This is a genomic window from Solidesulfovibrio sp. C21 (assembly GCF_047785625.1).
Taxonomy (GTDB): domain Bacteria; phylum Desulfobacterota; class Desulfovibrionia; order Desulfovibrionales; family Desulfovibrionaceae; genus Solidesulfovibrio.
This window is the reverse complement of the sequence record NZ_JBLODY010000006.1, coordinates 1-22266: the sequence shown is the minus strand read 5'-3', so window position 1 is coordinate 22266 and position 22266 is coordinate 1. Positions and strand designations below refer to the sequence as shown.

General features: G+C 64.9%; 20 protein-coding genes and 1 tRNA gene. 11 read left to right on the top strand and 10 right to left on the bottom strand.

Annotated elements, in window-relative coordinates:
- Positions 1-67: 67 nt before the first annotated feature.
- From ACMZ6R_RS03355 to ACMZ6R_RS03345, 3 genes are all read left to right on the top strand, one after another.
- A complete protein-coding gene (locus ACMZ6R_RS03355) occupies positions 68-445 on the top strand; it encodes a PilZ domain-containing protein (protein ID WP_416109472.1) in 378 nt (125 codons plus the stop codon).
- Positions 445-1065, top strand: a complete 621-nt coding sequence (locus ACMZ6R_RS03350) for a tetratricopeptide repeat protein (protein WP_416109471.1) — start codon at positions 445-447, stop codon at positions 1063-1065. The genes ACMZ6R_RS03355 and ACMZ6R_RS03350 overlap by 1 nt, the downstream gene beginning before the upstream one ends.
- Positions 1066-1200: 135 nt before the next feature.
- On the top strand, positions 1201-1524 hold the full coding sequence (locus ACMZ6R_RS03345; protein ID WP_416109470.1) for a hypothetical protein: 324 nt from the start codon (positions 1201-1203) through the stop codon (positions 1522-1524).
- Between the two features lie 201 nt (positions 1525-1725).
- On the opposite strand, the gene nadB is transcribed toward ACMZ6R_RS03345, so the two are convergent.
- From nadB to ACMZ6R_RS03320, 5 genes are all read right to left on the bottom strand, one after another.
- The gene (gene nadB, locus ACMZ6R_RS03340; RefSeq protein WP_416109469.1) at positions 1726-3306 is read right to left on the bottom strand and encodes an L-aspartate oxidase; all 1581 of its coding nucleotides are present in this window, start codon (positions 3304-3306) and stop codon (positions 1726-1728) included.
- Positions 3307-3332: 26 nt separating this feature from the next.
- Complete coding sequence (nadA, locus tag ACMZ6R_RS03335; RefSeq protein WP_416109468.1) at positions 3333-4364, bottom strand: quinolinate synthase NadA; 1032 nt, start codon at positions 4362-4364, stop codon at positions 3333-3335.
- 9 nt (positions 4365-4373) lie between these two features.
- Positions 4374-5249, bottom strand: coding sequence for a carboxylating nicotinate-nucleotide diphosphorylase (nadC, locus tag ACMZ6R_RS03330; RefSeq protein WP_416109467.1), 876 nt, complete (start codon positions 5247-5249; stop codon positions 4374-4376).
- 233 nt (positions 5250-5482) lie between these two features.
- Complete coding sequence (locus ACMZ6R_RS03325; RefSeq protein WP_416109466.1) at positions 5483-6709, bottom strand: replication-associated recombination protein A; 1227 nt, start codon at positions 6707-6709, stop codon at positions 5483-5485.
- A 35-nt stretch (positions 6710-6744) separates the two neighbouring features.
- Complete coding sequence (locus tag ACMZ6R_RS03320; RefSeq protein ID WP_416109465.1) at positions 6745-7260, bottom strand: hypothetical protein; 516 nt, start codon at positions 7258-7260, stop codon at positions 6745-6747.
- A 371-nt stretch (positions 7261-7631) separates the two neighbouring features.
- Between ACMZ6R_RS03320 and ACMZ6R_RS03315 the strand changes: the two genes are divergently transcribed.
- The 4 genes from ACMZ6R_RS03315 to ACMZ6R_RS03300 all read left to right on the top strand — a co-directional run bounded on the left by ACMZ6R_RS03315 (position 7632) and on the right by ACMZ6R_RS03300 (position 11999).
- Positions 7632-8834 (top strand): quaternary amine ABC transporter ATP-binding protein, encoded by a 1203-nt coding sequence (locus tag ACMZ6R_RS03315; protein ID WP_416109464.1) that lies wholly within the window; start codon positions 7632-7634, stop codon positions 8832-8834.
- Positions 8824-9660: an ABC transporter permease gene (locus ACMZ6R_RS03310; RefSeq protein ID WP_416109463.1), complete on the top strand. Its 837-nt coding sequence runs from the start codon at positions 8824-8826 to the stop codon at positions 9658-9660. Before ACMZ6R_RS03315 ends, ACMZ6R_RS03310 begins: the two co-directional genes overlap by 11 nt.
- A 29-nt stretch (positions 9661-9689) precedes the next feature.
- A complete protein-coding gene (locus ACMZ6R_RS03305) occupies positions 9690-10547 on the top strand; it encodes a glycine betaine ABC transporter substrate-binding protein (RefSeq protein ID WP_416109462.1) in 858 nt (285 codons plus the stop codon).
- A gap of 93 nt (positions 10548-10640) precedes the next feature.
- Positions 10641-11999 (top strand): M23 family metallopeptidase, encoded by a 1359-nt coding sequence (locus ACMZ6R_RS03300; protein ID WP_416109461.1) that lies wholly within the window; start codon positions 10641-10643, stop codon positions 11997-11999.
- Here the strand turns inward: ACMZ6R_RS03300 and hemW are convergent.
- The 3 genes from hemW to ACMZ6R_RS03285 form a co-directional block, all read right to left on the bottom strand.
- Positions 11993-13120, bottom strand: coding sequence for a radical SAM family heme chaperone HemW (hemW, locus tag ACMZ6R_RS03295; RefSeq protein WP_416109560.1), 1128 nt, complete (start codon positions 13118-13120; stop codon positions 11993-11995). The genes ACMZ6R_RS03300 and hemW overlap by 7 nt on opposite strands.
- Before the next feature lie 324 nt (positions 13121-13444).
- Entirely contained in the window at positions 13445-13915 is a 471-nt protein-coding gene (locus ACMZ6R_RS03290; protein ID WP_416109460.1) for a tRNA (cytidine(34)-2'-O)-methyltransferase, read from the bottom strand.
- Positions 13912-14316 (bottom strand): PaaI family thioesterase, encoded by a 405-nt coding sequence (locus tag ACMZ6R_RS03285; protein WP_416109459.1) that lies wholly within the window; start codon positions 14314-14316, stop codon positions 13912-13914. The genes ACMZ6R_RS03290 and ACMZ6R_RS03285 overlap by 4 nt, the downstream gene beginning before the upstream one ends.
- Before the next feature lie 129 nt (positions 14317-14445).
- Here ACMZ6R_RS03285 and ACMZ6R_RS03280 point away from each other — a divergent pair, with 129 nt between their 5' ends.
- Positions 14446-14772: a hypothetical protein gene (locus ACMZ6R_RS03280; protein WP_416109458.1), complete on the top strand. Its 327-nt coding sequence runs from the start codon at positions 14446-14448 to the stop codon at positions 14770-14772.
- A 62-nt stretch (positions 14773-14834) separates the two neighbouring features.
- Here ACMZ6R_RS03280 and ACMZ6R_RS03275 read toward each other — a convergent pair.
- A tRNA-Val gene (locus tag ACMZ6R_RS03275) sits at positions 14835-14910 on the bottom strand.
- Between the two features lie 122 nt (positions 14911-15032).
- Between ACMZ6R_RS03275 and rfbB the strand changes: the two genes are divergently transcribed.
- Both rfbB and rfbD read left to right on the top strand, forming a co-directional pair.
- Positions 15033-16055: a dTDP-glucose 4,6-dehydratase gene (gene rfbB / locus ACMZ6R_RS03270; protein WP_416109457.1), complete on the top strand. Its 1023-nt coding sequence runs from the start codon at positions 15033-15035 to the stop codon at positions 16053-16055.
- Entirely contained in the window at positions 16052-16933 is an 882-nt protein-coding gene (gene rfbD, locus ACMZ6R_RS03265; protein WP_416109456.1) for a dTDP-4-dehydrorhamnose reductase, read from the top strand. Before rfbB ends, rfbD begins: the two co-directional genes overlap by 4 nt.
- Here rfbD and ACMZ6R_RS03260 read toward each other — a convergent pair.
- Positions 16906-18396 (bottom strand): ATP-binding protein, encoded by a 1491-nt coding sequence (locus ACMZ6R_RS03260; protein WP_416109455.1) that lies wholly within the window; start codon positions 18394-18396, stop codon positions 16906-16908. The genes rfbD and ACMZ6R_RS03260 overlap by 28 nt on opposite strands.
- A gap of 303 nt (positions 18397-18699) precedes the next feature.
- Between ACMZ6R_RS03260 and ACMZ6R_RS03255 the strand changes: the two genes are divergently transcribed.
- Entirely contained in the window at positions 18700-22113 is a 3414-nt protein-coding gene (locus ACMZ6R_RS03255) for a PAS domain S-box protein (protein ID WP_416109454.1), read from the top strand.
- The last annotated feature ends 153 nt before the right edge of the window (positions 22114-22266 follow it).

The window sequence follows — 22266 nt, the reverse complement described above, 5'->3', positions numbered from 1 at the left end:
GGAGTCGCACGTTTGTCGGGCGACGCGCCAAACCGCCGGGAAGCCCAGCCCGGTACCGAGGAGCCGCATGGGAGAGGACAAACGCCGGCGCAGCCGGGTCTGCGCCCACTTCGACGCCTACGTCTACATAGACGGCGAAAAAATACCGGTCAGCACCCAGAACATCAGCATGAAGGGCGCCCTGTTCGATCCGGAGCCCAGACTGGCCGAAGGACGCGAGTGTACCATCGTCTTCAGTCTGGCCAAGGACATCAAGGTCCGGCTCAAGGGCCAGATCGTACGCGCCAACGACGAGGGGCTGGCCATCGATTTCGAGAGCATGGACGAAAACGCCTTTTTCCATCTGCGCAACATGGTGCGCTACTCGGCCGACGACGCGGACAAGATCGACGAGGAGCTGCAGGTTCCGGCCTTCGAGCCCGGGCGCGACGGAGACGACCGCTGATGCGCCCGCTCCGTCTGTTCGCCGCCGCCTGTGCCGTGGCCGCCCTGGCCTTCGCCCTGCCGCGAACGGTCCCGGCCGGCGGCCTGGACCAGGCCAAAGCGGGGCTTAACGCCCTGGCAAAAGGCAATTACGCCAAAGCGATAACCAACCTGACCGAAGCCATCGATTCCAACGAATTGCCCGAGGAGAAAGCCTACCTGTTCTATACGGCCCGGGGAAATGCCCGCAAGGCCGACGGTGACCCGCTCGCGGCCATCGGGGACTATTCCGCCGCGCTCCAGAAAAATCCTCATTACGCGCCGGCGGCCTTCAACCGGGGCAACGCCCAGTTCGCCCTGCACCATTACGACAAGGCCATCGCGGATTATTCCCTGGCCCTGGACATCGACGTGGCCAACGCCAAGGCGCTCAACAACCGGGGCGCGGCCTGGTTCAAAAAGGGCAATCTGCAAAGCGCCCTGGCCAACTATACCCTGGCCATCGCCATCAACGGCGACGACCCGGACATCTATCTCAACCGGGGCAAGGTCTACGAGGCCATGGGAGAACCGGAAAAGGCCCGCGAGGACTTTCTCCAGGTCAAAAAGATCGATCCTTCGGCCAAGACGCCCCTCGATTGAGGTCGCCGGCCAGCCTCCCGCGCCCGGTCATCGGCTGGAGGTCTTTTTGTCACGACCCGCGCCACGGCCTTGACGCATGATCGGCTCCGTGGTTTCATCCCCATGCTGCAATAAACCCCCAACAAGAGGTGCACCATGGGCCTTCGAACCACCACACTCCTGGCAGGCGTGTTTTTCCTTTTCCTGTTTGCCTTCGCCATGGCCACACCGGCAATTGCCGGCGACCTCCTCCTGGCGCAAGGACCACCCATGCAAGGGCAACAAGGTCGCCCCATGGGCGGAGGCGGCCAGGGCGGCGGCCAAAACAGCTGCATGCAGAGCTACCAGCGCTGCGTCATGATCTGCGCCGGAGTGGCCAACTGCATCAACAACTGCAACGTGGGCTATGCCGCCTGCACCCAGCAGGGCGGCGGCGGACGTCCCGGCGGCCAGGGCGGCGGCCCGAGACCGGGCAAGTAGTTTCGCGCAAAAAAGCCGGGGGAGAACCTTTTTGAAAAAAGATTCTCCCCCGGACCCCCTCTCCAAAAACTTCTCAAAAAAACAGCCCGTTGTGTAGCCCACGCCCCCACTAAAAAGTTTAGGAAAGGGAGAGCGCGAGAGGGGAGAACCCTTTAAAAAAGGGTTTCCCCTCTCGCACTTTCTTTTCTCAACTTCTTCCCTCTAATCGATACGGTAGTGGCAGCCCAGGGAACGGCGGTTTTGCATGGCCGCGATGGTGATGGTGTAGGCGGCCTGGCAACCGTGGAAGAGGTCCACGATAGCCTTGGACAGGGGCGTTTCACGGTAGAAGTCGTGGATGTGCTTGTTGAGTTCGCGCAGGTCTTCGAAGGCCCGCTTGAGCCGTGAGCTCGACCGGTTGATGCCCACGTAGTTCCACATGGTGTTGCGGATGGTGGCCCAGTCCTGGGCAATGAGCGCCGGGTCCTCGTTGCGGTTGGAGCCGGGGCTGACCCAGTCCGGGATGCTGTCCACCAGCCGGCGGCCGAGCGACGTCTTGTGTCCGGCTCGCTTGCCGATGTCGTGACCGACGCTGTAGCCCCACAGCAGGCACTCGAGCAGCGAGGTGCTGGCCAGCCGGTTGGCCCCGTGGATGCCGGTGCAGCCGCATTCGCCGGCGGCGTAGAGCCGCTCCAGGGTGGTGCGTCCGGCATTGTCGGTCAGCACGCCGCCGCAGAAGTAGTGGGCGGCCGGTACAACGGGAATGGGCTGCTTGGTGATATCGATGCCGAGCTGGAGGCAGCCCTTGTACACGGTGGGGAAGTGCGTTTCCAGGCCTTTGACGTAGCTGGCCACGTCCAGGTAGACGCAATCGTGGTCGGTTTTGAGCATCTCGGCCAGGATGGCCCGGGTCACAATGTCGCGCGGGGCCAGGTCCGCCCTCGGGTCGTAACGCTGCATGAAGGGCTCGCCCTTGTCGTTGACGAGCCGCGCCCCTTCGCCGCGAAGGGCCTCGGTGACCAGCAGCCGGCGTTCCGCCCGGTGGAAAAGCGTGGTCGGGTGGAACTGCATGTACTCCACGTTCATGACCTTGGCGAAGGCGCGCGAGGCCATGGCCAACGCCGAACCTATGGAGGAGCGGGTGTTGGAGGTGTGCAGGAAAAGCCGGCCGCAGCCGCCCGTGGCCAGGACCGTGTAGTCGGCCAGGATGGTTTCCACCTGCCCCGAGACTTCGTTTAAGACGTAGGCTCCCAGGCACTGGTTGAGCAGCTGGTACTTGAATTCCAGAAGCGTGGCGTGGTGGTGCGAGGTGAGCAGGTCCACGGCCGTGCGCCGGGCCAGGATCTTGATGGCCGGGTTGGCCTTCACCGCCGCCATGAGCCCTTCCATGATGGCCCGGCCGGTGCGGTCGGCCATGTGGAGGATACGGGCCACGCTATGGCCGCCTTCCTTGCCCAGATGGTAGCCGCCACCTTCGCCCTTGCGGTCGAACGGCAGCTGCAAGCGGTCGATGAGCAGCTCCTGGACCACCTGCGGCCCGCGTTTGGCCAGGTATTTGACGGCGCGCGGGTAGTTGTGCCGCCAGCCGCAGGTCAGCATGTCGCGTTCCAGAAGCTGGGGCGAATCCTCCTCCCCGCGAAAGACGATGCCGCCCTGGGCCAGGGCGCTGTTGCCGTCGTCGAGGTCGTCCCCCGACGTCAGCAGAATCACTTCCAGGCCGGCGTCGGCCAGCGTCAGCGCCGCCGTGAGTCCGGCCACCCCTGATCCGACGACCAGGGCATTGGCGTGCATACGGTAGACCATGCGTCCTCTCCCATGCGGCCCGCGCGTCAGGCCGAAACTTCAAGCATCCGCGTCACGGCGGCTGTGGCCGGCACGCGCACGTCATCCGAAACGGTCACAGGCGCGGCCGCGTCCAGCCCTTCAAGCAGGGCGAGCAGGTTTTCCTCGGTCCCCTTGGCCATGTTCGAACAACTCGAGACGCACAGGGGGCGAATCGTCTTTTCGCCCTGGTAGCGCCGGGCCAGCCGGGACACCAGATTGATCTCCGTGCCGATGACGATCTCCGCGCCCTGGGGAGCCTCGGCCACGTATTTGATGATAAAGGAGGTGGAACCGGCGGCATCGGCGGCCTGCACGGTTTCCGGGGCGCACTCGGGATGGACCACCACCTTGACTCCGGGGTGCGCCTTGCGCACAGCGGCTATATCCCGGGCCTTGAACCGTGAATGGATCACGCACTGGCCGGGCCACAAAAGGACTTCGGCCTCCCCGGCCGCCTGTAAATCCAGGTGCGCGCCGCCGCCCCGGATATCGAGAATGTGCCGGCGCCCGGCCGGAACGCCCAGGGCGTCGCAGGTATTTTGCCCAAGCATCTTGTCCGGCAAAAAGAGCACGCCACGTCCCTGCTCCAGCGCCCAGCGCAGCATCTTGCCAGCATTGGCCGAGGTGCACACCGACCCGCCGCGCGCGCCGACAACCGCCTTCACCGCGGCCGAGGAGTTGACGTAGGTGAGCGGCAGCACGTCGCGGCCGGCGGCGCTTAAGCGGTTAAGCACCGTGGCCACCAGTGACGCCGGGGCCATCTCGGACATGACGCAGGCGGCGTCCGGGGCCGGGATGAACACGCGCTGGCCCTCTTTCGCCAGCATGGCCGCGGTTTCGGCCATGAAAAACACGCCGCAAAAGACGATATCCCGGGCGGAGAGTCCGGCCACCTTGCGGGAAAGTTCGAGGGAGTCGCCCAGGATGTCGGCATGGGCCACCACCGCGTCACGCTGGTAATGGTGGGCCAGGATAGCCAGGGACTCGCCCCGGCTGCGGCGAATCGCCGTAATCCGCTCGGCAAGGGAAGCGTTCATGGGGGCTCCTTACAGCAGCATGCTGAAATCGGCGCTTGGGGCGGAATGGGTGATGCGCCCCACGGACACGAAATCCGCGCCGAGCGCGCCGATGGCGGCCAGGGCGGAAAGGTCCACCCCGCCGCTGACCTCGGTTTCGATGCCGGCCGGGACGAGTTTCAAGGCCTGGCGCATGACGTCCGGGCCCATGTTGTCGAGCATGAGCCGCGCCGGCCGCTCGGCCACGGCCTGCGTCACCTCGTCCAGGTTGCGGCACTCGATTTCCACCGGCGGCATGGCAGTCGGATCGTCCTTGTAGGCGCGGCGCACGGCGGCCATGGCCTGCGGGATGCCGCCGGCCCGGTCGATGTGGTTGTCCTTGAGCATGATCATGGCGGCCAGATCCAGGCGGTGGTTGACCCCGCCGCCGACCACGACGGCGTATTTCTCGGGATAGCGCAGCCCGGGCAGGGTCTTGCGGGTGTCGAGCAGCCGCGTTCTCGTGCCGGCCAGGGCGGCCACGCCCCTGGCCACCATGTTGGCTATGCCCGAGAGGTGGCACAGAAAATTGAGCATGACGCGCTCGGCCTTGAGCAAGGTCACGGCCGGGCCGTCGATGACCGCGACCACGGTCCGATCCGGGACCTTGTCCCCGTCGGCGACCTTGAGGTCGATCTGACAGCGGGCCGTTTGGCCCATGCGGTCGAGGACCAGGGGCAGGATGGGCAGGCCGGCGACCAGCGTGTCCTCCTTGGCCACAATGGTGGCGCGCAGACGGTCGTCGGGCGCGAAAACGGCCATGGACGTGCGGTCTTCGCCGTCTTCCTCCAGGGCGAGGTCGATGGCGCGCACCAGGAACTGCCGGGCCGGGCCGGCGAAAAACGCCTCGAATCGGGGATCTGTCATGGGCGCATCCGCGGGTAGGGGCCGAAGGACTCCACTGCCTCCGGCCGGGTGGAGGGAACGCCCCGGACGCCACGACACGTCACGAAAGCCTTCCCCGAAAAGCCACCGGCCGTAAGACCGGTCGCCGTGAAAAAAATAGCTTTTTTGGCCCACCCGGGCAAGGGAAGGGGCTGGCGACATTTGTCCTTTTTACCGTCCGGAGCGGGACGCCTTTACCCAGGCGGCCCCGCCCGTCACCCCTGCCGCTTGCGCAGCCGCGCCAGTCGGGCGGCCAGGCGCGGCTCCTGGCCCTGGTCCTTGGCCTGGTAGAACTGCCGGCCGGCCAGTTCCTCGGGCAGATAGTCCTGGTCCACCCAGGCCTCGGGGTAGGCGTGGGGATACTTGTAGCCCTTGCCGAACCCCCACTCCCGCTGCAGTCTGGTGGAGGGGTTTCGCAGGTGCAGCGGCACGGGCTTGAGCCCCGCCTGCATGATCTCCTTTTTGGCGGCAAGGTAGGCGGCGTAGGTGCTGTTGCTTTTGGGCGCAAGCGCCAGATAGACGGCGGTCTGGGCCAGGGGAATGAACCCCTCGGGCATACCGATGCGCTCCACGGCCTCGGTGGCGGAAACGGCCAGGGGCAAGGCCATGGGGTCGGCCAGGCCGATGTCCTCGGAGGCGGAAATCATGAGCCGGCGGCAGCAAAAGCGCGGGTCCTCGCCGGATTCGAGCAGGCAGGCCAGATAATAGAGCGCCGCGTCCGGATCGCTGCCCCGAATGGATTTGATCATGGCCGAGGCCAGTTCGTAGTGGGAATCGCCGTCGCGGTCACCCCGGGCGAGCGCCTCGGGCAGCTGTTTTTTGAGTTCCTCCGGGGCGCGCTTTTCCTCGGGCAGCGCGGCGGTGAATTCAATCAGGTTCAAAAGCGTGCGCCCGTCGCCGGAAGAAAGCATGGCCACGGCCTCCAGGCTCTCCGGCGCCAGCTCCATGCCGGCCTCCCGGGCCCCCCGCTCGGCCAGGACCAGCAGCTCGGCCTGGGACAGGGGCCGCAGCCGAAAGACGTGCAGCCGGGAAAGGAGCTGGCGCGTCACGGAAAACGACGGGTTTTCCGTGGTGGTGGCCAAGAGTACGATCTCGCCGGTTTCGAGCAGCGGCAGAAAAAAATCCTGTTGGGCCTTGGAGAACCGGTGCAGTTCGTCGAGGATCAGGATTTCCTTGCCCTTAATCAGTTCACGTAGCGCGGCCAGCCCAGCTTCCGGGGCGCTGACCCGCACATACGGCCGTCCCTTGGCCCGGGCCAGGATCAGGGCCAGGGTGGACTTGCCGCAGCCCGGCGGACCGAAAAAAAGCAGGCTCGGCAGGCGCGGCGCGGCCAGCATGGTCTCAAGCCTGGAAATCACGTGGGTCTGGCCGACGAAACCGTCGAGAGCCCCGGGACGAATGCGTTCGGCCAGGGGCCGTTTTTCATTGCCGAGCAAATCCATGAAAACCTTTCATCTTTTTACGTCGTAAGGGGTGTCTATTTTCCGGACGGATCTCCCCCGCCGGACATGTCCTTTGCCCGCCCGGTCGCGGCGGCCACCTGATCGGCCGTCGGACGATAGCGCAGCATGAACCGGGCCGGCGAATCCCCCGGAGCTTCCAGCACGGCGTCCACCGCGCCCATACGCCACAGGCAAATTGCCATCTTGGCCGCGTCGCGGCAATAGGGCGCGCCGTAGGCCGCGGTCAGGCGCTCGCGCAGCGTCGCCGCGTCCCCGGGCGAGCCCAGCCGGGCGGAAACCGAAAAGAACCGGCCCCGGTAAAAGGCCAGTACAGGCGCGGGCAACCGCACGCCGTAAAATGCCGCGTCACCCGTCGGCAGGGTGTAAAAACGCAGGTCCCCGGCCACTGCGGAGGGCAGCGGCACCCGCTCGGGCGCGGCGGCCGGCGGCGGCGGATCGCCAAAGGCCAGCCCGGCGAACCCCGAAGGCGGTTCGGGAGATGAGGAACAGGCGGCCAGGACCAGCAACCCGGCCAGGAGCAGACCGGCCATCCCCGGGAAAAGCGGTCCCGCGATGGCCGGTTTCGGGCTTGCCGGGCCGGCGGGCGCGGCCGACGGGGGAGACGGGGAATGCGGCCGTCGCCGCAGGGACTGCCCCGATTGCATCAGTGCAACCGACCAAAGCAACACGGATGTTACACTGCAATAAAAAAATTTTACATCATGCAATGGTATTTTTACCATAAATATCTTCCCATATAAAATAAACAAAATATATTTTTTCTGTCTTTCACGAAAAAAAGATACATTTATACTGTCGATACTCCACAAAAACTCCTCGCCTTGACCTGATTTTTTAAGATGATAACCTCATCACGATCAGCACATGTTTTTATCTATTTTCACTTGTACCCAGGATACGCATGGAAAAAATAATCATACAAAATTTAGTAAAGATTTTCGGTGACAAACCGGAAAAAGCCCTCTCCCTGCTGCGCCAGGGCCACTCCAAAAAAGACATCATGGCCGCCACAGGGCAGGCCGTGGGCGTGGCCGACGTCTCCTTCACCGTGGACGAAGGCGAGATCATGGTCATCATGGGCCTTTCCGGCAGCGGCAAATCCACCCTCGTACGCTTGATCAACCGCCTCATCGAGCCCACCAGCGGCAAGGTCGTCATCGACGGCCAGGACGTGGGCGCCCTCTCGGAACGCGAACTCACGGAATTTCGGCGCACCAAGTTCGGCATGGTCTTTCAGAATTTCGCCCTCCTCCCCCATCGCACCGTGGCCGCCAATGTGGAATTCGGCCTGGAGATCAAGGGCATGCCGCCAATCGAAAGGCAGGGCCGGGCCATGGACGCGCTGAAGCAGGTGGGCCTTTCCGGTTGGGAAGACCGCAAGCCCGCCGAACTTTCCGGCGGCATGCAGCAGCGCGTGGGCCTGGCCCGGGCCCTGGCGCTGGACCCGGACATCCTGCTCATGGACGAGGCCTTCTCCGCCCTGGACCCGCTTATCCGCCGCGACATGCAAGACGAGCTGCTGTCCCTCCAGGACACCGTCAAAAAGACCATCCTTTTTATTACCCACGACCTCGACGAGGCCGTCAAGCTCGGCGACCACATCGTGCTCATGAAAGACGGGGCCGTCGTCCAGACCGGCACGGCCGAGGACATCCTGACCAACCCGGCCAGCCGCTACGTCGAACGTTTCGTGGAAGACGTGGACTTTTCCAAGGTGCTCTCCGCCCGCTCGGTCATGCTGCCCCCGGCCGTGACCGCCCTGGCCCGCCACGACGGCCCGAGGCTCGCCCTACACAAGATGGCCGAGGCCGGCATTTCCAGCCTTTTCGTCATCGGCCGCGACAAGCGCCTGGAAGGCATGGTCACGGCCATGGACGCCTCCGACGCCGTCAGACGCGGCGAACGCAGCCTGGACGGCGTCGTGCGCCAGGTGGACAAACGCGTCTCTCCCGATGCTTCGGTCCAGGAGGTCATGCCGCTTCTGGCCGCAGACCGCGCCCCCGTGGCCGTGGTCGACGAGGCCAATAAACTGCTCGGCATCATCGTCCAAGGATCGCTTCTGGCCGGACTGGCCGACAAAGGGAGGGGTGAAAATGGCATATGAACTGCCGCGCATTCCCCTTGGCCAGGGCATCGAAATCAGCATCGATTTTCTCTCCGACCATCTGGCCCCGCTGACCAAATCCATTTCCCTGGTCCTTGAGACCGCCATCGACGCCATGGGCGCGGCGCTCATGGCCGTGCCGCCATGGATGCTCATCATCGCCATCGCCATTCTGGCCTGGCGGCTGGGCTCCCGGCGCATCGGGCTGCTGGCGCTCTTCGGCCTGACGCTGGTCTGGGACCTGGGACTTTGGGAGCCCACCATCTCCACCATCATCCTGGTTCTTTTCTCCACGGTCATCGCCACGTCCATCGGCGTGCCGCTTGGCATCCTGGCCGCCATGCGGCCGGGGTGGGGCCGCATCATCATGCCGCTGCTCGACTTCATGCAGACCATGCCGGCCTTCGTCTACCTCATCCCGGCCATCCCCTTCTTCGGTCTGGGGCCGGTGTCGGCCATCTTTTCCACGGTCATCTTCGCCATGCCGCCGTCCATAAGGCTCACCTGCCTGGGCATCCGGCAGGTGCCGGAATCCCTGACCGAGGCCGCCGATGCCTTCGGGGCCACGCGCATGCAGCGCCTGCGCAAGGTCGAACTGCCGCTGGCCCTGCCCACCCTCATGGCCGGCGTCAACCAGACCATCATGCTGTCGCTGTCCATGGTGGTCATCGCGGCCATGATCGGCGCCCGCGGCCTTGGCGGCGAGGTCTGGAAGGCCATCCAGCGTCTGGAGCCGGGACTCGGCTTCGAGGCCGGTCTGGCCGTGGTCATCGTCGCTGTCATCCTCGACCGGGTGACGCAGAAACTCGGCTCGAAAAACGTCTGAAACCCGAAACCAACAACCAAGGAGGCCCTGTGAAAAAGACCGCCTGGTACGTCATTGCCGCCACTATCGTTTCCCTGACCGCCGTGCTGTGGGGTACGCCCGCGCCGGCCGCTTCGAAAAACACCGTGAAGCTCGCCTATGTGGAATGGGCCTGCGCCACGGCTTCCACCAACCTGGTCAAAGCCGTGCTCGAGGAAAAGTTGCACAAGAAAGTCGAGATCCTGCCCGTCTCGGCCGCCGCCATGTGGCAGGCCGTGGCCTCGGGCGACGTGGACGGCATGGTCACCGCCTGGCTGCCCGTCACCCACGGCAATTACCTCAAAAAGGTCAAGGACAAGGTCGTCAACCTCGGCGTCATCATCCCCGGCGCGAAAATCGGCCTCGTCGTTCCGGATTACGTGACCATCGACTCCATCGCCGATCTGGAAGGCGCCAAGGCCAAATTCAGCGGCAAGATCATCGGCATCGATCCGGGCGCGGGCATCATGAGCAAGGCCGAGGCGGCCATCAAGGACTACGGCCTGACCGGCTACAAGCTGGTGGAAGGCTCCGACGCCACCATGACCGCCGCCCTGGCCGACGCCGTGAAGCACAAGGAATGGGTCGTCATCACCGGCTGGACCCCGCACTGGATGTTCGGGCGCTTCCATCTCAAATACTTGCAGGACCCCAAGGGCGTCTTCGGCGGCGACGAGACCATCAACGCCATCGTCCGCAAAGGGCTTAAGGAAGACAAGCCCGGGGTCTACGCCTTCCTGTCCAAGTACAAGCTGCCCATGTCCGACCTGCAGGCGCTCATGGCCGCCAACAAGGAAAACGGCAAACCCTACGAAAACGCCAAGAAGTTCATTGCCGAGCACCAAAAGCTCGTGGACTCCTGGCTGTAAGCGTCACACGCTGCCGGCCGCGCCGCCGCCCGACCAAGGACGACGGCGCGGCCGGTTTTTCCCCAAAACACCCAACCATCCCACGAGAGACGCATGCGGTATTTTTTCATGCGCCAAGGCAGTTCCCTGACGTTTTTCAAACCCCAAAGAAGCCGCGTCCGCCTGGTTCTTCTCCTGGTCCTTGCCATAGGAGCCGGGGCCGCCGCCCTGGCTTTTCTGCGCAACGCCGGCCCCAGGCCGTCCGTCCCCCTCGTCGACGCCTGTCCGCCCTGGGCCGGGCAGTACTGCGACCCGCGAGAAAACCTTTTCGCGCGCACCGACGAGGAAGACCCTTCCGAAGAAGTGCTCGAGGGCTCGGTCAAACCCGGCCAGACTCTCGGCGGCATTCTTGGAGACTATGTCGATGCGGCCGCCCTGGCCGGCCTCGACAACCCCGACGACTTCTCCTTCGCCAGCATCCAGTCCGGCCAACCCTACCGGCTGACCGTGCGCGACAAGGAGCTCGTGGCCTTCGAATACGACATCAGCCCCACCGAGACCCTGGTCATCGACAGCGCAAAAGGCGACCTGCAAGCCCGCGTCGAAACCAAGCAGTGCGAAACCCGCACCGGCGTCATGGCCGGCACGGTGGACTCCAGTCTTTTCAAGGCCGTGGAGGACGCCGGCGGCGACGCCCAGACCGCCGTGGCCCTGGCGGACGTGTTTGCCAGCGACATCGACTTCTGCCGCGACGTGCAGCCCGGCGACACCTTCTACGCGGTGGTGGAAAAACGCTACGCCGAGGGCAAACTTATCGGCATCGGCCGGGTGCTGGCCGCCCGCTACGTGAACGCGGGGAAAACCTACGAAGGGTTCGCCCTGCTCGGCCGGGGGGGCAAACCCGAGTATTTCGACGCCGACGGCCGGCCGCTGCGCAAGGCCTTTCTGCGCGCGCCGCTGTCGTTTCTGCGCATCACCTCGCGGTTTTCCGGCTCGCGCCTGCACCCCATCCTCAAGGTCCGCAAGCCGCATTACGGCGTGGACTACGCCGCGCCCACCGGCACGCCGGTCTGGAGCGTGGGGGCCGGGGTGGTGGTCGAACGCGGCCGCAACCGGGCCGCCGGCAACTACGTCACCGTGCGCCACAGCCGCACCTGGGTCACGCGCTACAACCACTTCAGCCGCTTCGCCAAGGGAATCCGCAAAGGGTCCAAGGTCTCCCAGGGGCAGGTCATCGGCTACGTCGGCCAGACCGGCTTCGCCACCGGCCCCCACCTGGACTTCCGCATCTATAAGGACGGCAAGCCGGTCAACGCCCTGGCCAATCCCAATATGCAGGCCGATCCGCTGCCGGCCGCCAAACTGGCCAGTTTCAAGCGGCAGGCCGCCCGGCTGGAAGCCCTCATGGACCGGGCCTTGCAAACCAAGGACCTGGCCACGCGCGACACTTCCGACACAAAGGGCCTTCAGTAAGCGAGGCGCTCCAAAATGACGTTGCTGACCAAAAAGCCGTTTTTGGTCAGCCGCAGGTGGCCGGCGCTGATGCGAATGAGTTCATTTTGCCGCAGCGCCGTGACGAGGCCTTCGTTGTCCTTGATGAAATCCCGGCCCGTGGCCTGGCGGTAGGCGGCCAGGCGCAAGCCCTTGGCCGTGCGCAGCGACAACATCACCATCTCCCGGACCTTTTCCGCATCGGTCAAGGCCACGCCGCCCTGGCCGCACTTGCCGGCCCGCACAAGCGCACCCCACTCCCGCAGATCGGACGGGTTCTCATGGCGCACACCCTCAAGCGTGGAAACTGCCGCCGGGCCGAGCCCAAGATAGTCCTTGCCTTCCCAGTAGCCGCTGTTGTGGCGGCTTAGAAACCCCATGCGGGCAAAATTCGAGATCTCGTATTGCAGGTAGCCCGCTTCCTCCAGAAACTCGGCCCCGCGCACATACATGCGCCCCTGCTCGCTCTCGCCCGGCAGCGTCACGCCCCCCGCCGCGACGTCCTCGGCCAGGGGCGTGCCCGCCTCCACCGTCAGCCCGTAACAGGACAGGTGCTCCGGCCGCAGCTTGACCGCCGCTTTGAGCTGCTCCAGCCACACGGCCTCACGCTGGCCCGGCAGGCCCCAGATGAAATCCAGGCTGATGTTTTTAAACCCCACCCGCCGGGCCAGCCCATAGGCGGTGAGAGCCTGTCCCGCATCATGGGGCCGGCCGAGAAACCGCAAATCCGTGTCGGACAGGCTCTGCACGCCGAGGCTCAGCCGGTTGACGCCATACTTCAAAAGCGACTTTAAATACGGCCCGTCCACGGCCGAATCCGGATTGGCCTCGAACGTCCACTCGACCACAGCATCCAGATCGAACTGCCGCCGCAACTCCGGCATGATCCGCGCAAGCGCCCACGGCGGCAGCAGGCTCGGCGTGCCGCCCCCGAAATAGATCGTCTCCAGCTTCGGCCGCGCAAGCTTGCGCCCCCAATGCCGTATCTCCAATAGCAACGACGCCACGTAGGCCTCGACCTGCCCCATGTCGAACGGCCGCGACACGAACGAACAATACCGGCACTTGCCCCGGCAAAACGGTACGTGGATGTAGAGCAGCATGGCGGGCCGAACGATACGGCCCTTGCGCGCGCCCCGCAAGCAGGCGGAAAATTTCCATAGCCTTCTTGAATGCGGCGCTTCGCCGCTGGCGCGGTTGTTGCCGCAATCGTGTCCGGCGTCGAGGGGCGAAAGCCCATCGTGCCGCCGGGCCGATTGCGGCAACTAACATACGGCATCCCGCCGCCCAAAGACCCCAATCAATCAAACACCCCCGCTGCATTTCCCCCACTCAACTGCCCCAACCCGGTAAAAGGGGGTCCGGGGGACATCAAGTCCCCCGGCGGGGGGAGGGGCAGAGCCCCGCCCTCTTTCTTCCTCGCCTGCCTATTTGCCATCCAGTTCGCCGACGCTACGAAGCGCCTCGTAGAGCACGATCGAGGCGGCGTTGGCGAGGTTGAGGCTGCGCACCTGGCCCCAGATGGGGATACGCAGGCGCACGGGGGCGACGTCGAGAAGCGATTCGGGCAATCCCCGGCTTTCGGTGCCGAAGACGAGGGAATCGTCCGTGGTGTAGGTCAGGGTGTGGTAGGGAGCCGCCACGTGCCCCCGGTTGCCGGCGGTGGTGGCGACGAGGCGATTGTTAGGCCTGGCGGCCAGGTAGTCGTCGAAGCACTCCCATACGGTAAGGTTGACGTGGGGCCAGTAATCGAGGCCGGCGCGCTTGAGGTAGCGGTCTTCGAGGGAGAATCCCAGTGGCTTGATGAGGTGCAGGGGCGTTTTGGTTGCGGCGCAAAGTCTGGCCACGCTGCCGGTATTCTGGGGGATTTCCGGCTCGTAGAGAACGACTTCGATCACGCCGTCTCCTTGGTGTAGGGCGTGTTCTTGCGGTAGACGGTGCCCTGGAAGGCGGCGATGGCCTCATCGGCGTCGTTGCTGATGGTGACGGCATAGGTGGCCATTTTGTTGCCGCAGGAAATTTCGCGGGCTTCGGCGTAAAGGGTCTTGCCGGTGCCGGGTTTGATGTAGGCGATGGTGGCGGAGACGGCCAGACACAACTTGCCGTAGCCGTTGGAGGCCACGGCCAGGGCCAGGTCGGCCAGGGAGAAGATGGCGCCGCCGTGGGCGATGCCCGCACCGTTTTTGAGATTGTCGGTCAGGTCCATGGCCGCTTTCGCATAGCCGGGTTCGGCTTCGAGGAGACGGATGCCAAGGTGGGCGGCCAGGGCGTCACGTTCAACAAACCACTGCATATCCATGAAGAACTTCCTTTGTCATTTGGGAGAGTGCCGTGAAATTTCGGGATGGAACGCCAGGCGTGGTTGTTTGTCAAGCCGGGGGATTGCGGGTATACGGGGACGTCGCCGTTGCCGATGGAGGGGATCAGGATGCCGAGGACCATGTGTGCCTTCGTGCTTGCTTTTGCCGTGCTGACAGGCGTGGTCGGCGTTTGTCCGGCGGCCCCACCGAGTCCGGCCGATCTCATGCGTTCCATCGAAACAGCCCGCAAGGCTATTGCCGAAAACGAAACAATCCTGGCCGCTTATGGCAACGAGTTGCGGACCCTGGTGGGCAATGACCCGGCCTCGGCCAAGCGTCGTGAGGAAATCCGCATCCTCAAGCAGTATTATGCCCATGCGATCGAAGACTATCGGGCCAAGATCACGGACGATTACCGCAAGATCCAAGAGTACAAGGCTCGTGGCGTCCAGTGAAGAACAATCCGCTTTCCCAAATAAAAACGCCTCGCGTTGCGAGGCGTTTCATTTCCTGTAGGTGGTGGGCGATCGGGGATTTGAACCCCGGACTTCCACCGTGTGAAGATGGCACTCTAACCGCTGAGTTAATCGCCCGTCGAAGAAAGTATGCTGACCGACCTGAATTGGCAAGACTTTTTTTGAGAATCGGGTAAAAAAGTCCTCGGGCGACGGGCCCAGACAACGACAACACCTCATCATAAAAGGATAAAACATCGATGCGACTGCTCGTGACCGGCGGATGCGGCTTTATCGGCTCCAACTTCATCCGCGACATGCTGGACCGCCATGACGACCTGACCATCGTCAACCTCGACGCCCTGACCTATGCCGGCAACCGCCAAAGCCTGTCCGACGTGGAGGCGGCCCATGGCGGTTCCCGCTATTTCTTCGCCCGGGGCGACATCGCCAACAGCGAGCTGGCGCTGCACCTGTTCGAGGAACACCGGATCGAGGCCGTGGTCAATTTCGCGGCCGAGACCCACGTGGACCGCTCCATAAACGACGCCTCGCCTTTCATCCGCACCAACGTGGCCGGCACCCAGAGCCTGCTCGACGCGGCCAGGCTCTTCGGCATCGAGCGCTTCGTCCACGTCTCCACCGACGAGGTCTACGGCACGCTGGGCCCGGACGGAAAATTCTCCGAGGAAACGCCGCTTGCCCCCAACAGCCCCTACTCGGCCAGCAAGGCCGGAGCGGACATGCTGGTGCGGGCGGCCCACGAGACCTACGGCATGGACACGGTCATCACCCGCTGCTCCAACAACTACGGCCCGTTCCAGTTCCCGGAAAAGCTCATTCCCCTCATGTTCTCCCGGGCCATGGCCGACGAACCGCTGCCGGTCTACGGCGACGGAAAAAACGTGCGCGACTGGATCTACGTCACGGACCATTGCCGGGGCGTGGAGCTGGCCCTGGTCAAGGGCCGGGCCGGCGAGGTCTACAATTTCGGCGGCGACGCGGAAAAGCCCAACATCGAGGTGGTGCGGACCATCCTTGCCGCCCTGGGCAAGCCCGAAAGCCTCATCCGGTTCGTCACCGACCGGCCCGGCCACGACCGCCGCTACGCCATGGACTTCACCAAGGCGGCGCGGGAGCTGGGCTTTGCGCCCGAGTACGATTTCAAGCGCGGCATCGCGGCCACCATGGACTGGTACCGCCAAAACGGAGAGTGGCTCAAAAGCGTGCAAAGCGGCGCCTACCGCCAGTTCATGGACAAATGGTACGGAGGACGGGCATGACCGAAAAAAAAGAGACCGGGCGGGCCATTATCCTGGGCGGCAAGACGGGACTGCTCGGCCGGCCTCTCACGCAGGCCCTGGCGGGCGCGGGGTTCGCCGTGCGGCCCACCACCCGCAGTGAGCTGGATCCGTTCGACGCGGCGGCCGTGGACAAGGCGCTGGCCGATTTCGGGGCCACGCACCTCTTTAACACCGTTGCCTACACGGCCGTGGACGCGGCCGAGGACGACATGTCCGGCGCCTACCGCCTCAACCGGGACCTGCCCGCCCGGCTGGCCCGCGCCTGCGGCGCGGCCAAGGCCATGCTCGTGCACTACAGCACGGATTTCGTTTTCAGCGGCGATGCGGACGCGCCGTATACCGAGGAGGACGCGACCGGCCCCCGCTCGGTCTACGGCGCAAGCAAGCTGGCGGGCGAAAAGGCCATCCTGGACTCCGGGCTTCTGGAGTACCAGATTTTGCGCACGGCCTGGCTGTTCGGCCCGGGCAAAAAGAACTTCGTGGCCACCATCCTGGGCCTGGCCAGGGAGCGCGAGGAGTTGCGGGTCGTGGGGGATCAGGTGGGCTCGCCCACCTACACCCTGGATCTGGCCGGCTGGTCGGCGGATCTGGCGCTAAAAGGCCCGGTGGGAATCTTCCATGCCGTGGGAACCGGACATGGCAGCTGGTGCGAACTGGCGGCCGAAGCCGTGGCCGCCGCCGGCCTGTCGTGCCGGGTGGTGTCCATCCCGTCGTCGGAATATCCGCAAAAGGCCTACCGGCCGCGCTATTCGGTGCTCAGCACCGCCAAGCTGGCCGAGGCCATCGGCCGCGCGCCCCGGCCGTGGGTGCAAACGGTGCGGGAATACGTCTATTCGCAGATGCACACGGACGACTGATCGGCCACGTTTCCAAGGGGCAGGGCGAAGCAGAAGCTCGCGCCCTGCCCGGGCAGGCTTTCCACCCAGATGCGGCCGCCATGAGCGGCGACGATGCCCTCGGCAATGGCCAGTCCCAGACCCAGGCTTTTCTCGCCGGCGGTGGGCTTGGCCGAAAGCCGTTCGAAGGGCTTGAAGAGCCGGGCGCGTTCCTCGGGCAGGATGCCCGGCCCCTGGTCGCGCACCCGCACCACCGCCTCCTGGGCCGCCGCGTCCATCTCCACGCGCACGACGGAGCGCATCGGCGAAAACTTGACCGCGTTGGACAGCACGTTGTCCAGCAGCCGGGCCACCAGATCGGCGTCGATCTCCATGGGGGGCAGCGGCCGGGTCGCGATCTCCAGCCGGATGCCCTTGCCGGAGGCGGTGGCTTCGGCCAGCCTGACCCGCTCCAGGATCAGGGAATCCAGGCAGGTGGGGGCCAGCACGGGCTCCAGACGCCCGGTTTCCAGGCGGGTCAGGTCCTGCATGTTGGAAGCGAGCGTGCACAGCCGGCGCCCGGCCTGGCTGATGACGGCGGCCATCTCCCGCACCTCGCCGCCGACCTGGCCGCAGATGCCGTCCAGGATGAGGTTGGCCGCGCCAACGATGCCCCCGGCCGGACTTTTGAGGTCGTGGGCCAGCATGGACAAAAACATCCGGCGCAGCCGCTCCAGCCGCTTGATCTCCAGCATGCGCTCCACGGCCACCACACCGTGCAGCACCCGGCTGTAGAGTTCCTCGCGCTCGAAGGGCTTGTGCAGGTAGTCGTCGCCGCCGTTTTTGAGAAATTCGGCCGAGATGGAACGGGGGGCCTTGCCCGAGATGCCGATGAGACAGATTTCCCGGTGGCGGAAGTGCCGCCTGATGTTACGGGTCAACTCCACGCCGTTTTGATCCGGCATGTCGTAATCGATGATCACGGCCATGATGTCGGGCCGCTGCTCCAGGATGCGCATGCCCATGCCGGGGGTGGCGGCCATGTGCACCCGGAACTGGTAGCGCCGCAGTTGCCGACGCAGGTGGGCCCGCATGAAGGCCGAGTCCTCCACCACCAGGATGCGCACCAGCCTGTTGCGTAACAGGCGCTCGGCGAACCTGGCCACAGCCTGGCTGTCCTCGGCGTCGGCAACAACGTAATCGATGGCGTCGAGGGTTTCGGCCCGCTTGCGCAAGTCCGGCGTATACCGGTCGCCCACGGCCAGCCAGGGGATGCGGTGGCGCACCGCGGCTGCGGCCAGGCGCTCCACTTCGGCCTGGGGCAGGGCCATATCCACCACGCACAGCACGATACCCTGCGCGCCCGCTTCGGCCAGGGCGGCAGTGGCGGCATCGGAATTGTCGGTGCGGATGGCCCGCAGGCCGGAGGCAGCACTGCAATGGCCAACAAGATTGGCGGCCAGGGCGGCGTTGTCTGAGGCGAGCAAAATACGCGGGTCGGACATGGAATGCGGTGTCTCCCCGGTAGAATTCGCGCAGCCTAGCAAAGGACATTTGACAGATCAATGGCGACGGACAGGAAATCGAAAACAGAATCCCCCCATGGCCCACGCGCCGCGCAGACGCGAATCGATCCTCCGCCACCCCGAGATTTTTGTTGTGTCGGGGCCGTTTCGCTCTTCCCACCGCCGGACCGGATACGAACCCTCAAATCACAAGGCCAGGTTGCTTTTGCCGTGGAAGTCCCGTAATCCGTGCGCTATGGCTCACCGTTATGCGGTACGCCTACTCGCCAACCGGAGATCGCCATGCCCTGGATGCGGATGCAAAGTCTGCGCACGCGTCTTTTCCTGCTTGTTTTCCTGGCCCTGCTCCCCGCCATTGCGCTCCATGTCGCCTCGACGTTGGAGAAGCGCAACACGGCGCGCCAAGCGGCCAAGGAGAGCCTTACGACCACCGCGGAACTCGCTGCGGCCAATCTGCATTCCATCCTCAAAAACGCCGGAGAAACCCTCCAAGGGCTGTCCACGCTGCCCGAAATCGTCTCCATGCAGCCGCTCCCGGCCGAAAGACTTCTGATCAAGGTCAAAGAGTACTTTTCCGATTTCGCAACGATCGCCCTGCTGTCTCCCGACGGGACCATCGTCGCCTCCAACCTCCCCGGCGGGCGGGAGTACAACTACAGCGACCGTCCCTGGGTGCGCCGCGCCCTGGCCGGCCAGGCGCTGGCCATCGGCAGAGTCACCGTCGGGTCCCGCACCGGCCTGCCCGACATGGCCCTGGCCAGCCCGGTGCGGGACCCAACCGGCAAAATCATTGGCGTATGCACGCTCAGCCTGCGCCTCAGCTGGTTTTCAAAGGTCTTTTCCGACAACGCCATGCCACCCGAGGCCGCGGCCTGTCTGCTCGACGCCCAGGGCACGGTCCTGGCCGCCTGGCCCGAAGGCTCCCGCCCCATCGGCCAGCCCCTCCCCGAGGCCGCCACGATCATGGCCGACCATGGCCACGCGCCAAAGGCGGTTCGAACCGGCGCCGGCCCCAACGGCTCCGCCTCTTTCGAGACGCTCGTTCCGGTCATGGCCGATGGCCGCGATTCCTTGTATCTCCAACTGGGTCTGCCGGTAAAAACCGTTGTCGCGTCCCTTGAAAGGATCATGCTCAGGGACCTGGGATTTCTCGCCATAAGCCTGACGCTGGCCCTTTTTGCCGCCCTTGTCTTCAGCAACACCACCCTGCTGCGGCCCACCCGACAGCTTGTCCGGATGGCCACGGCCATGGCGCGCGGGGAGCTCTCGAGCCGCCTGGACATCGGGCCGGGCTACGGCGAGCTTTCGGAACTGGGCCGGGCCCTGGAGGCCATGGCCGACGGCCTGCGCGAACGCATCCGCTTCACCCAGGAAATCATCGACGCCATTCCGGCGCCCGTGTTCTACAAGGGTCTCGACGGCCGTTACATGGGCTGCAACAAGGCCTATGAAACCATGCTGGCGCGCCCCCTGAGCGACATCCTGGGCAAGCTCTCCCGGGAAATCCACACACCGGAGATCACACGGCAATGCGAAGAAACGGACCGGGAGGTCCTGACCACGCGGCAGCGGACCATCCAGTTCGAGATGGACGCGCGTCTGGCCGACGGTGCCTGGCACGACCTGCTGGTGACCAAATCCAGTTTCGAAAACGCCTCGGGCGTCACGGCCGGTATCGTCGGCGTGGCGCTGGACATCACCACCCTGCGGCGTTCCGAGATGGCGCTTTACGATTCGGAAGCGAAATACCGGACACTCCTCGCCTCCATGCACGACGGCTTCGTGGTGGTCGGCAAGGACAACCGCATCGTGGAGTCCAACCCGGCCTTTCGGGAAATGCTCGGCTACAGCCTTGAGGAACTGAAGCGGCTGTCCTATCCGGACATCACGCCGGAGCGCTGGCACGCGCCCGAGGAGGCCGTGCTGCGCACCGTCGTCGACACCCACGGCTTTTCCGGCATTTTCGAAAAAGAATACCGACGCAAGGACGGCAGCGTCTTTCCCGCAGCCCTGCGCCTGCAACGCTACCCCTCCCGGGGCGACGACGAGCGGCGCTATTTCGCCATCGTGCGCGACGTCACCGAGGACAAGGCCATCGAAGCCGACCTGCGCACCGCCAAGGAGGCGGCGGAAACGGCCAACCGGGCCAAAAGCGATTTTCTGGCCAAAATGAGCCACGACATCCGCACGCCGCTCAATGCCGTCATCGGCATGACCGAGCTGACCCTCGGCACGTCGCTGTCCCCCCAGCAGCGAGACGCCTTGGAAACCGCCCGCGAATCCGCCGCCAGCTTGCTGGCGCTTATCAACGACATTCTCGACATCTCCAAGATCGAGGCCCGCAAGCTGGAGCTTGCAAGCGAGGTCTTCGACCTGCGCCGCACCCTGGCCGGGATCACGCGCTCCATGCGCGCCCAGGCGAAAGGCAAGGCCCTGCATCTGGTCCTGGCCATCGCCCCCGAAACACCCCGCTACGTCACGGGCGATGCCATGCGCCTGCGCCAGATTCTGCTCAACCTCGTCGGCAACGGGATCAAATTCACCAACCAGGGCAGCGTGTCCCTGACCGTCGGCCCGGAGGCGCGGCCAACCGACTCGGACGGCCGCCCGGCCATGACCTTCACCGTGTCGGACACCGGCATCGGCATCGCACCCGAAAAGCTCGAAGGTATTTTCGACATGTTCGCCCAGGCTGACGCCTCCATCACCCGACAATACGGCGGCACGGGCCTGGGACTGGCCATCTGCCGCGAACTGGTGCGGCTGATGGGCGGTTCCATCGTTGCCGAAAGCACGCCGGGAGCCGGGAGCCGTTTTCGCATCGTCGTGCCCCTGCCGCCGGCATCGCCGCCGGCAATGCCCACAACGCCCGTTGCCGACGCAATAACAGACCCGGCCGCCCCCCACCCGGAGCAGCGGAGCCTGCGCGTCCTTTTGGTCGAGGACAACCCGGTCAACGTGAAGGTGGCGCGCACCTATCTGTCCAGGCGGGGGTACGCCTTCCTGGTGGCGGAAGACGGGGGCAAGGCGCTAGCGATACTGGAAACCGCCCCGGTCGACGTGGTGCTCATGGATATCGAGATGCCGGGCATGGACGGCCTGGAGGCGACCCACCGGCTTCGGGCGGGGCTGGCCGGTCCCCTCAACCAGAACGTGCCGGTGGTGGCCATGACCGCCCACGCCTTAAGCGACGTCAGGAAGCGCTGTCTGGAGGCAGGCATGAACGAGTATCTCACCAAGCCGCTGGATTTTCATGCCCTGGATGCCCTTCTGGACGGAATCCCCCGGCGGGACCACACGCCCGGGCTCCGCGAAGTCCGGCCAGACGACACGCCCCCGGCCCTGGACACACAGGAGGCTCTGTCGCGCCTGGACGGGGACATGGAGCTGCTGCGGGAACTGCAAAGCGACTTCCTGCGGCAATATCCGCGCAAGTTGCGCTTGATCGACCTGTGCGTGGACAACGAGAACTGGGATGAAGCCACCCTGGCCGCCCACTCGCTTAAAAACATCGCCGGCGCGGTCGGGGCCGAGGCTTCGCGGCAGGCCGCCGGACGCCTTGAAACACACCTGCGCCAGGCCGACTACGAAGCCGCTTCCGACGCCCTCGCCACCATCAAGGCCCTGCTGGGCCAGGCCGCCGCGGCCCTCCAGGCGGAGAGGGAGGGGGAAGAGATTGGGGGGAAACCTTTCTGAAGAAAGGTTCTCCCCCCAGGCCCCCCTTCCAAATACCATGTTGGCCTCGACCCTCAAACTGGCTGATAGTGCCAGTGAACGTGCTCCAAGGGCACAAACGAGGCGAGGAGACCAACATGGCAAGACAAGAGTTATCCCAACTTCAGGCGTTTG

Bases quoted from the DNA above. Each gene is read 5' to 3' on its own strand.
- ACMZ6R_RS03255 (WP_416109454.1), top strand. From the start codon at position 18,700: ATGCCCTGGATGCGGATGCAAAGTCTGCGCACGCGTCTTTTCCTGCTT.
- ACMZ6R_RS03285 (WP_416109459.1), bottom strand. From the start codon at position 14,316: ATGGATATGCAGTGGTTTGTTGAACGTGACGCCCTGGCCGCCCACCTT.
- ACMZ6R_RS03345 (WP_416109470.1), top strand. From the start codon at position 1,201: ATGGGCCTTCGAACCACCACACTCCTGGCAGGCGTGTTTTTCCTTTTC.
- ACMZ6R_RS03315 (WP_416109464.1), top strand. From the start codon at position 7,632: ATGGAAAAAATAATCATACAAAATTTAGTAAAGATTTTCGGTGACAAA.
- nadB (WP_416109469.1), bottom strand. From the start codon at position 3,306: ATGGTCTACCGTATGCACGCCAATGCCCTGGTCGTCGGATCAGGGGTG.
- ACMZ6R_RS03325 (WP_416109466.1), bottom strand. From the start codon at position 6,709: ATGGATTTGCTCGGCAATGAAAAACGGCCCCTGGCCGAACGCATTCGT.
- ACMZ6R_RS03350 (WP_416109471.1), top strand. From the start codon at position 445: ATGCGCCCGCTCCGTCTGTTCGCCGCCGCCTGTGCCGTGGCCGCCCTG.
- nadC (WP_416109467.1), bottom strand. From the start codon at position 5,249: ATGACAGATCCCCGATTCGAGGCGTTTTTCGCCGGCCCGGCCCGGCAG.
- ACMZ6R_RS03310 (WP_416109463.1), top strand. From the start codon at position 8,824: ATGGCATATGAACTGCCGCGCATTCCCCTTGGCCAGGGCATCGAAATC.
- nadA (WP_416109468.1), bottom strand. From the start codon at position 4,364: ATGAACGCTTCCCTTGCCGAGCGGATTACGGCGATTCGCCGCAGCCGG.
- ACMZ6R_RS03320 (WP_416109465.1), bottom strand. From the start codon at position 7,260: ATGGCCGGTCTGCTCCTGGCCGGGTTGCTGGTCCTGGCCGCCTGTTCC.
- ACMZ6R_RS03280 (WP_416109458.1), top strand. From the start codon at position 14,446: ATGCCGAGGACCATGTGTGCCTTCGTGCTTGCTTTTGCCGTGCTGACA.
- hemW (WP_416109560.1), bottom strand. From the start codon at position 13,120: ATGCTGCTCTACATCCACGTACCGTTTTGCCGGGGCAAGTGCCGGTAT.
- rfbB (WP_416109457.1), top strand. From the start codon at position 15,033: ATGCGACTGCTCGTGACCGGCGGATGCGGCTTTATCGGCTCCAACTTC.
- ACMZ6R_RS03300 (WP_416109461.1), top strand. From the start codon at position 10,641: ATGCGGTATTTTTTCATGCGCCAAGGCAGTTCCCTGACGTTTTTCAAA.
- ACMZ6R_RS03260 (WP_416109455.1), bottom strand. From the start codon at position 18,396: ATGTCCGACCCGCGTATTTTGCTCGCCTCAGACAACGCCGCCCTGGCC.
- rfbD (WP_416109456.1), top strand. From the start codon at position 16,052: ATGACCGAAAAAAAAGAGACCGGGCGGGCCATTATCCTGGGCGGCAAG.
- ACMZ6R_RS03355 (WP_416109472.1), top strand. From the start codon at position 68: ATGGGAGAGGACAAACGCCGGCGCAGCCGGGTCTGCGCCCACTTCGAC.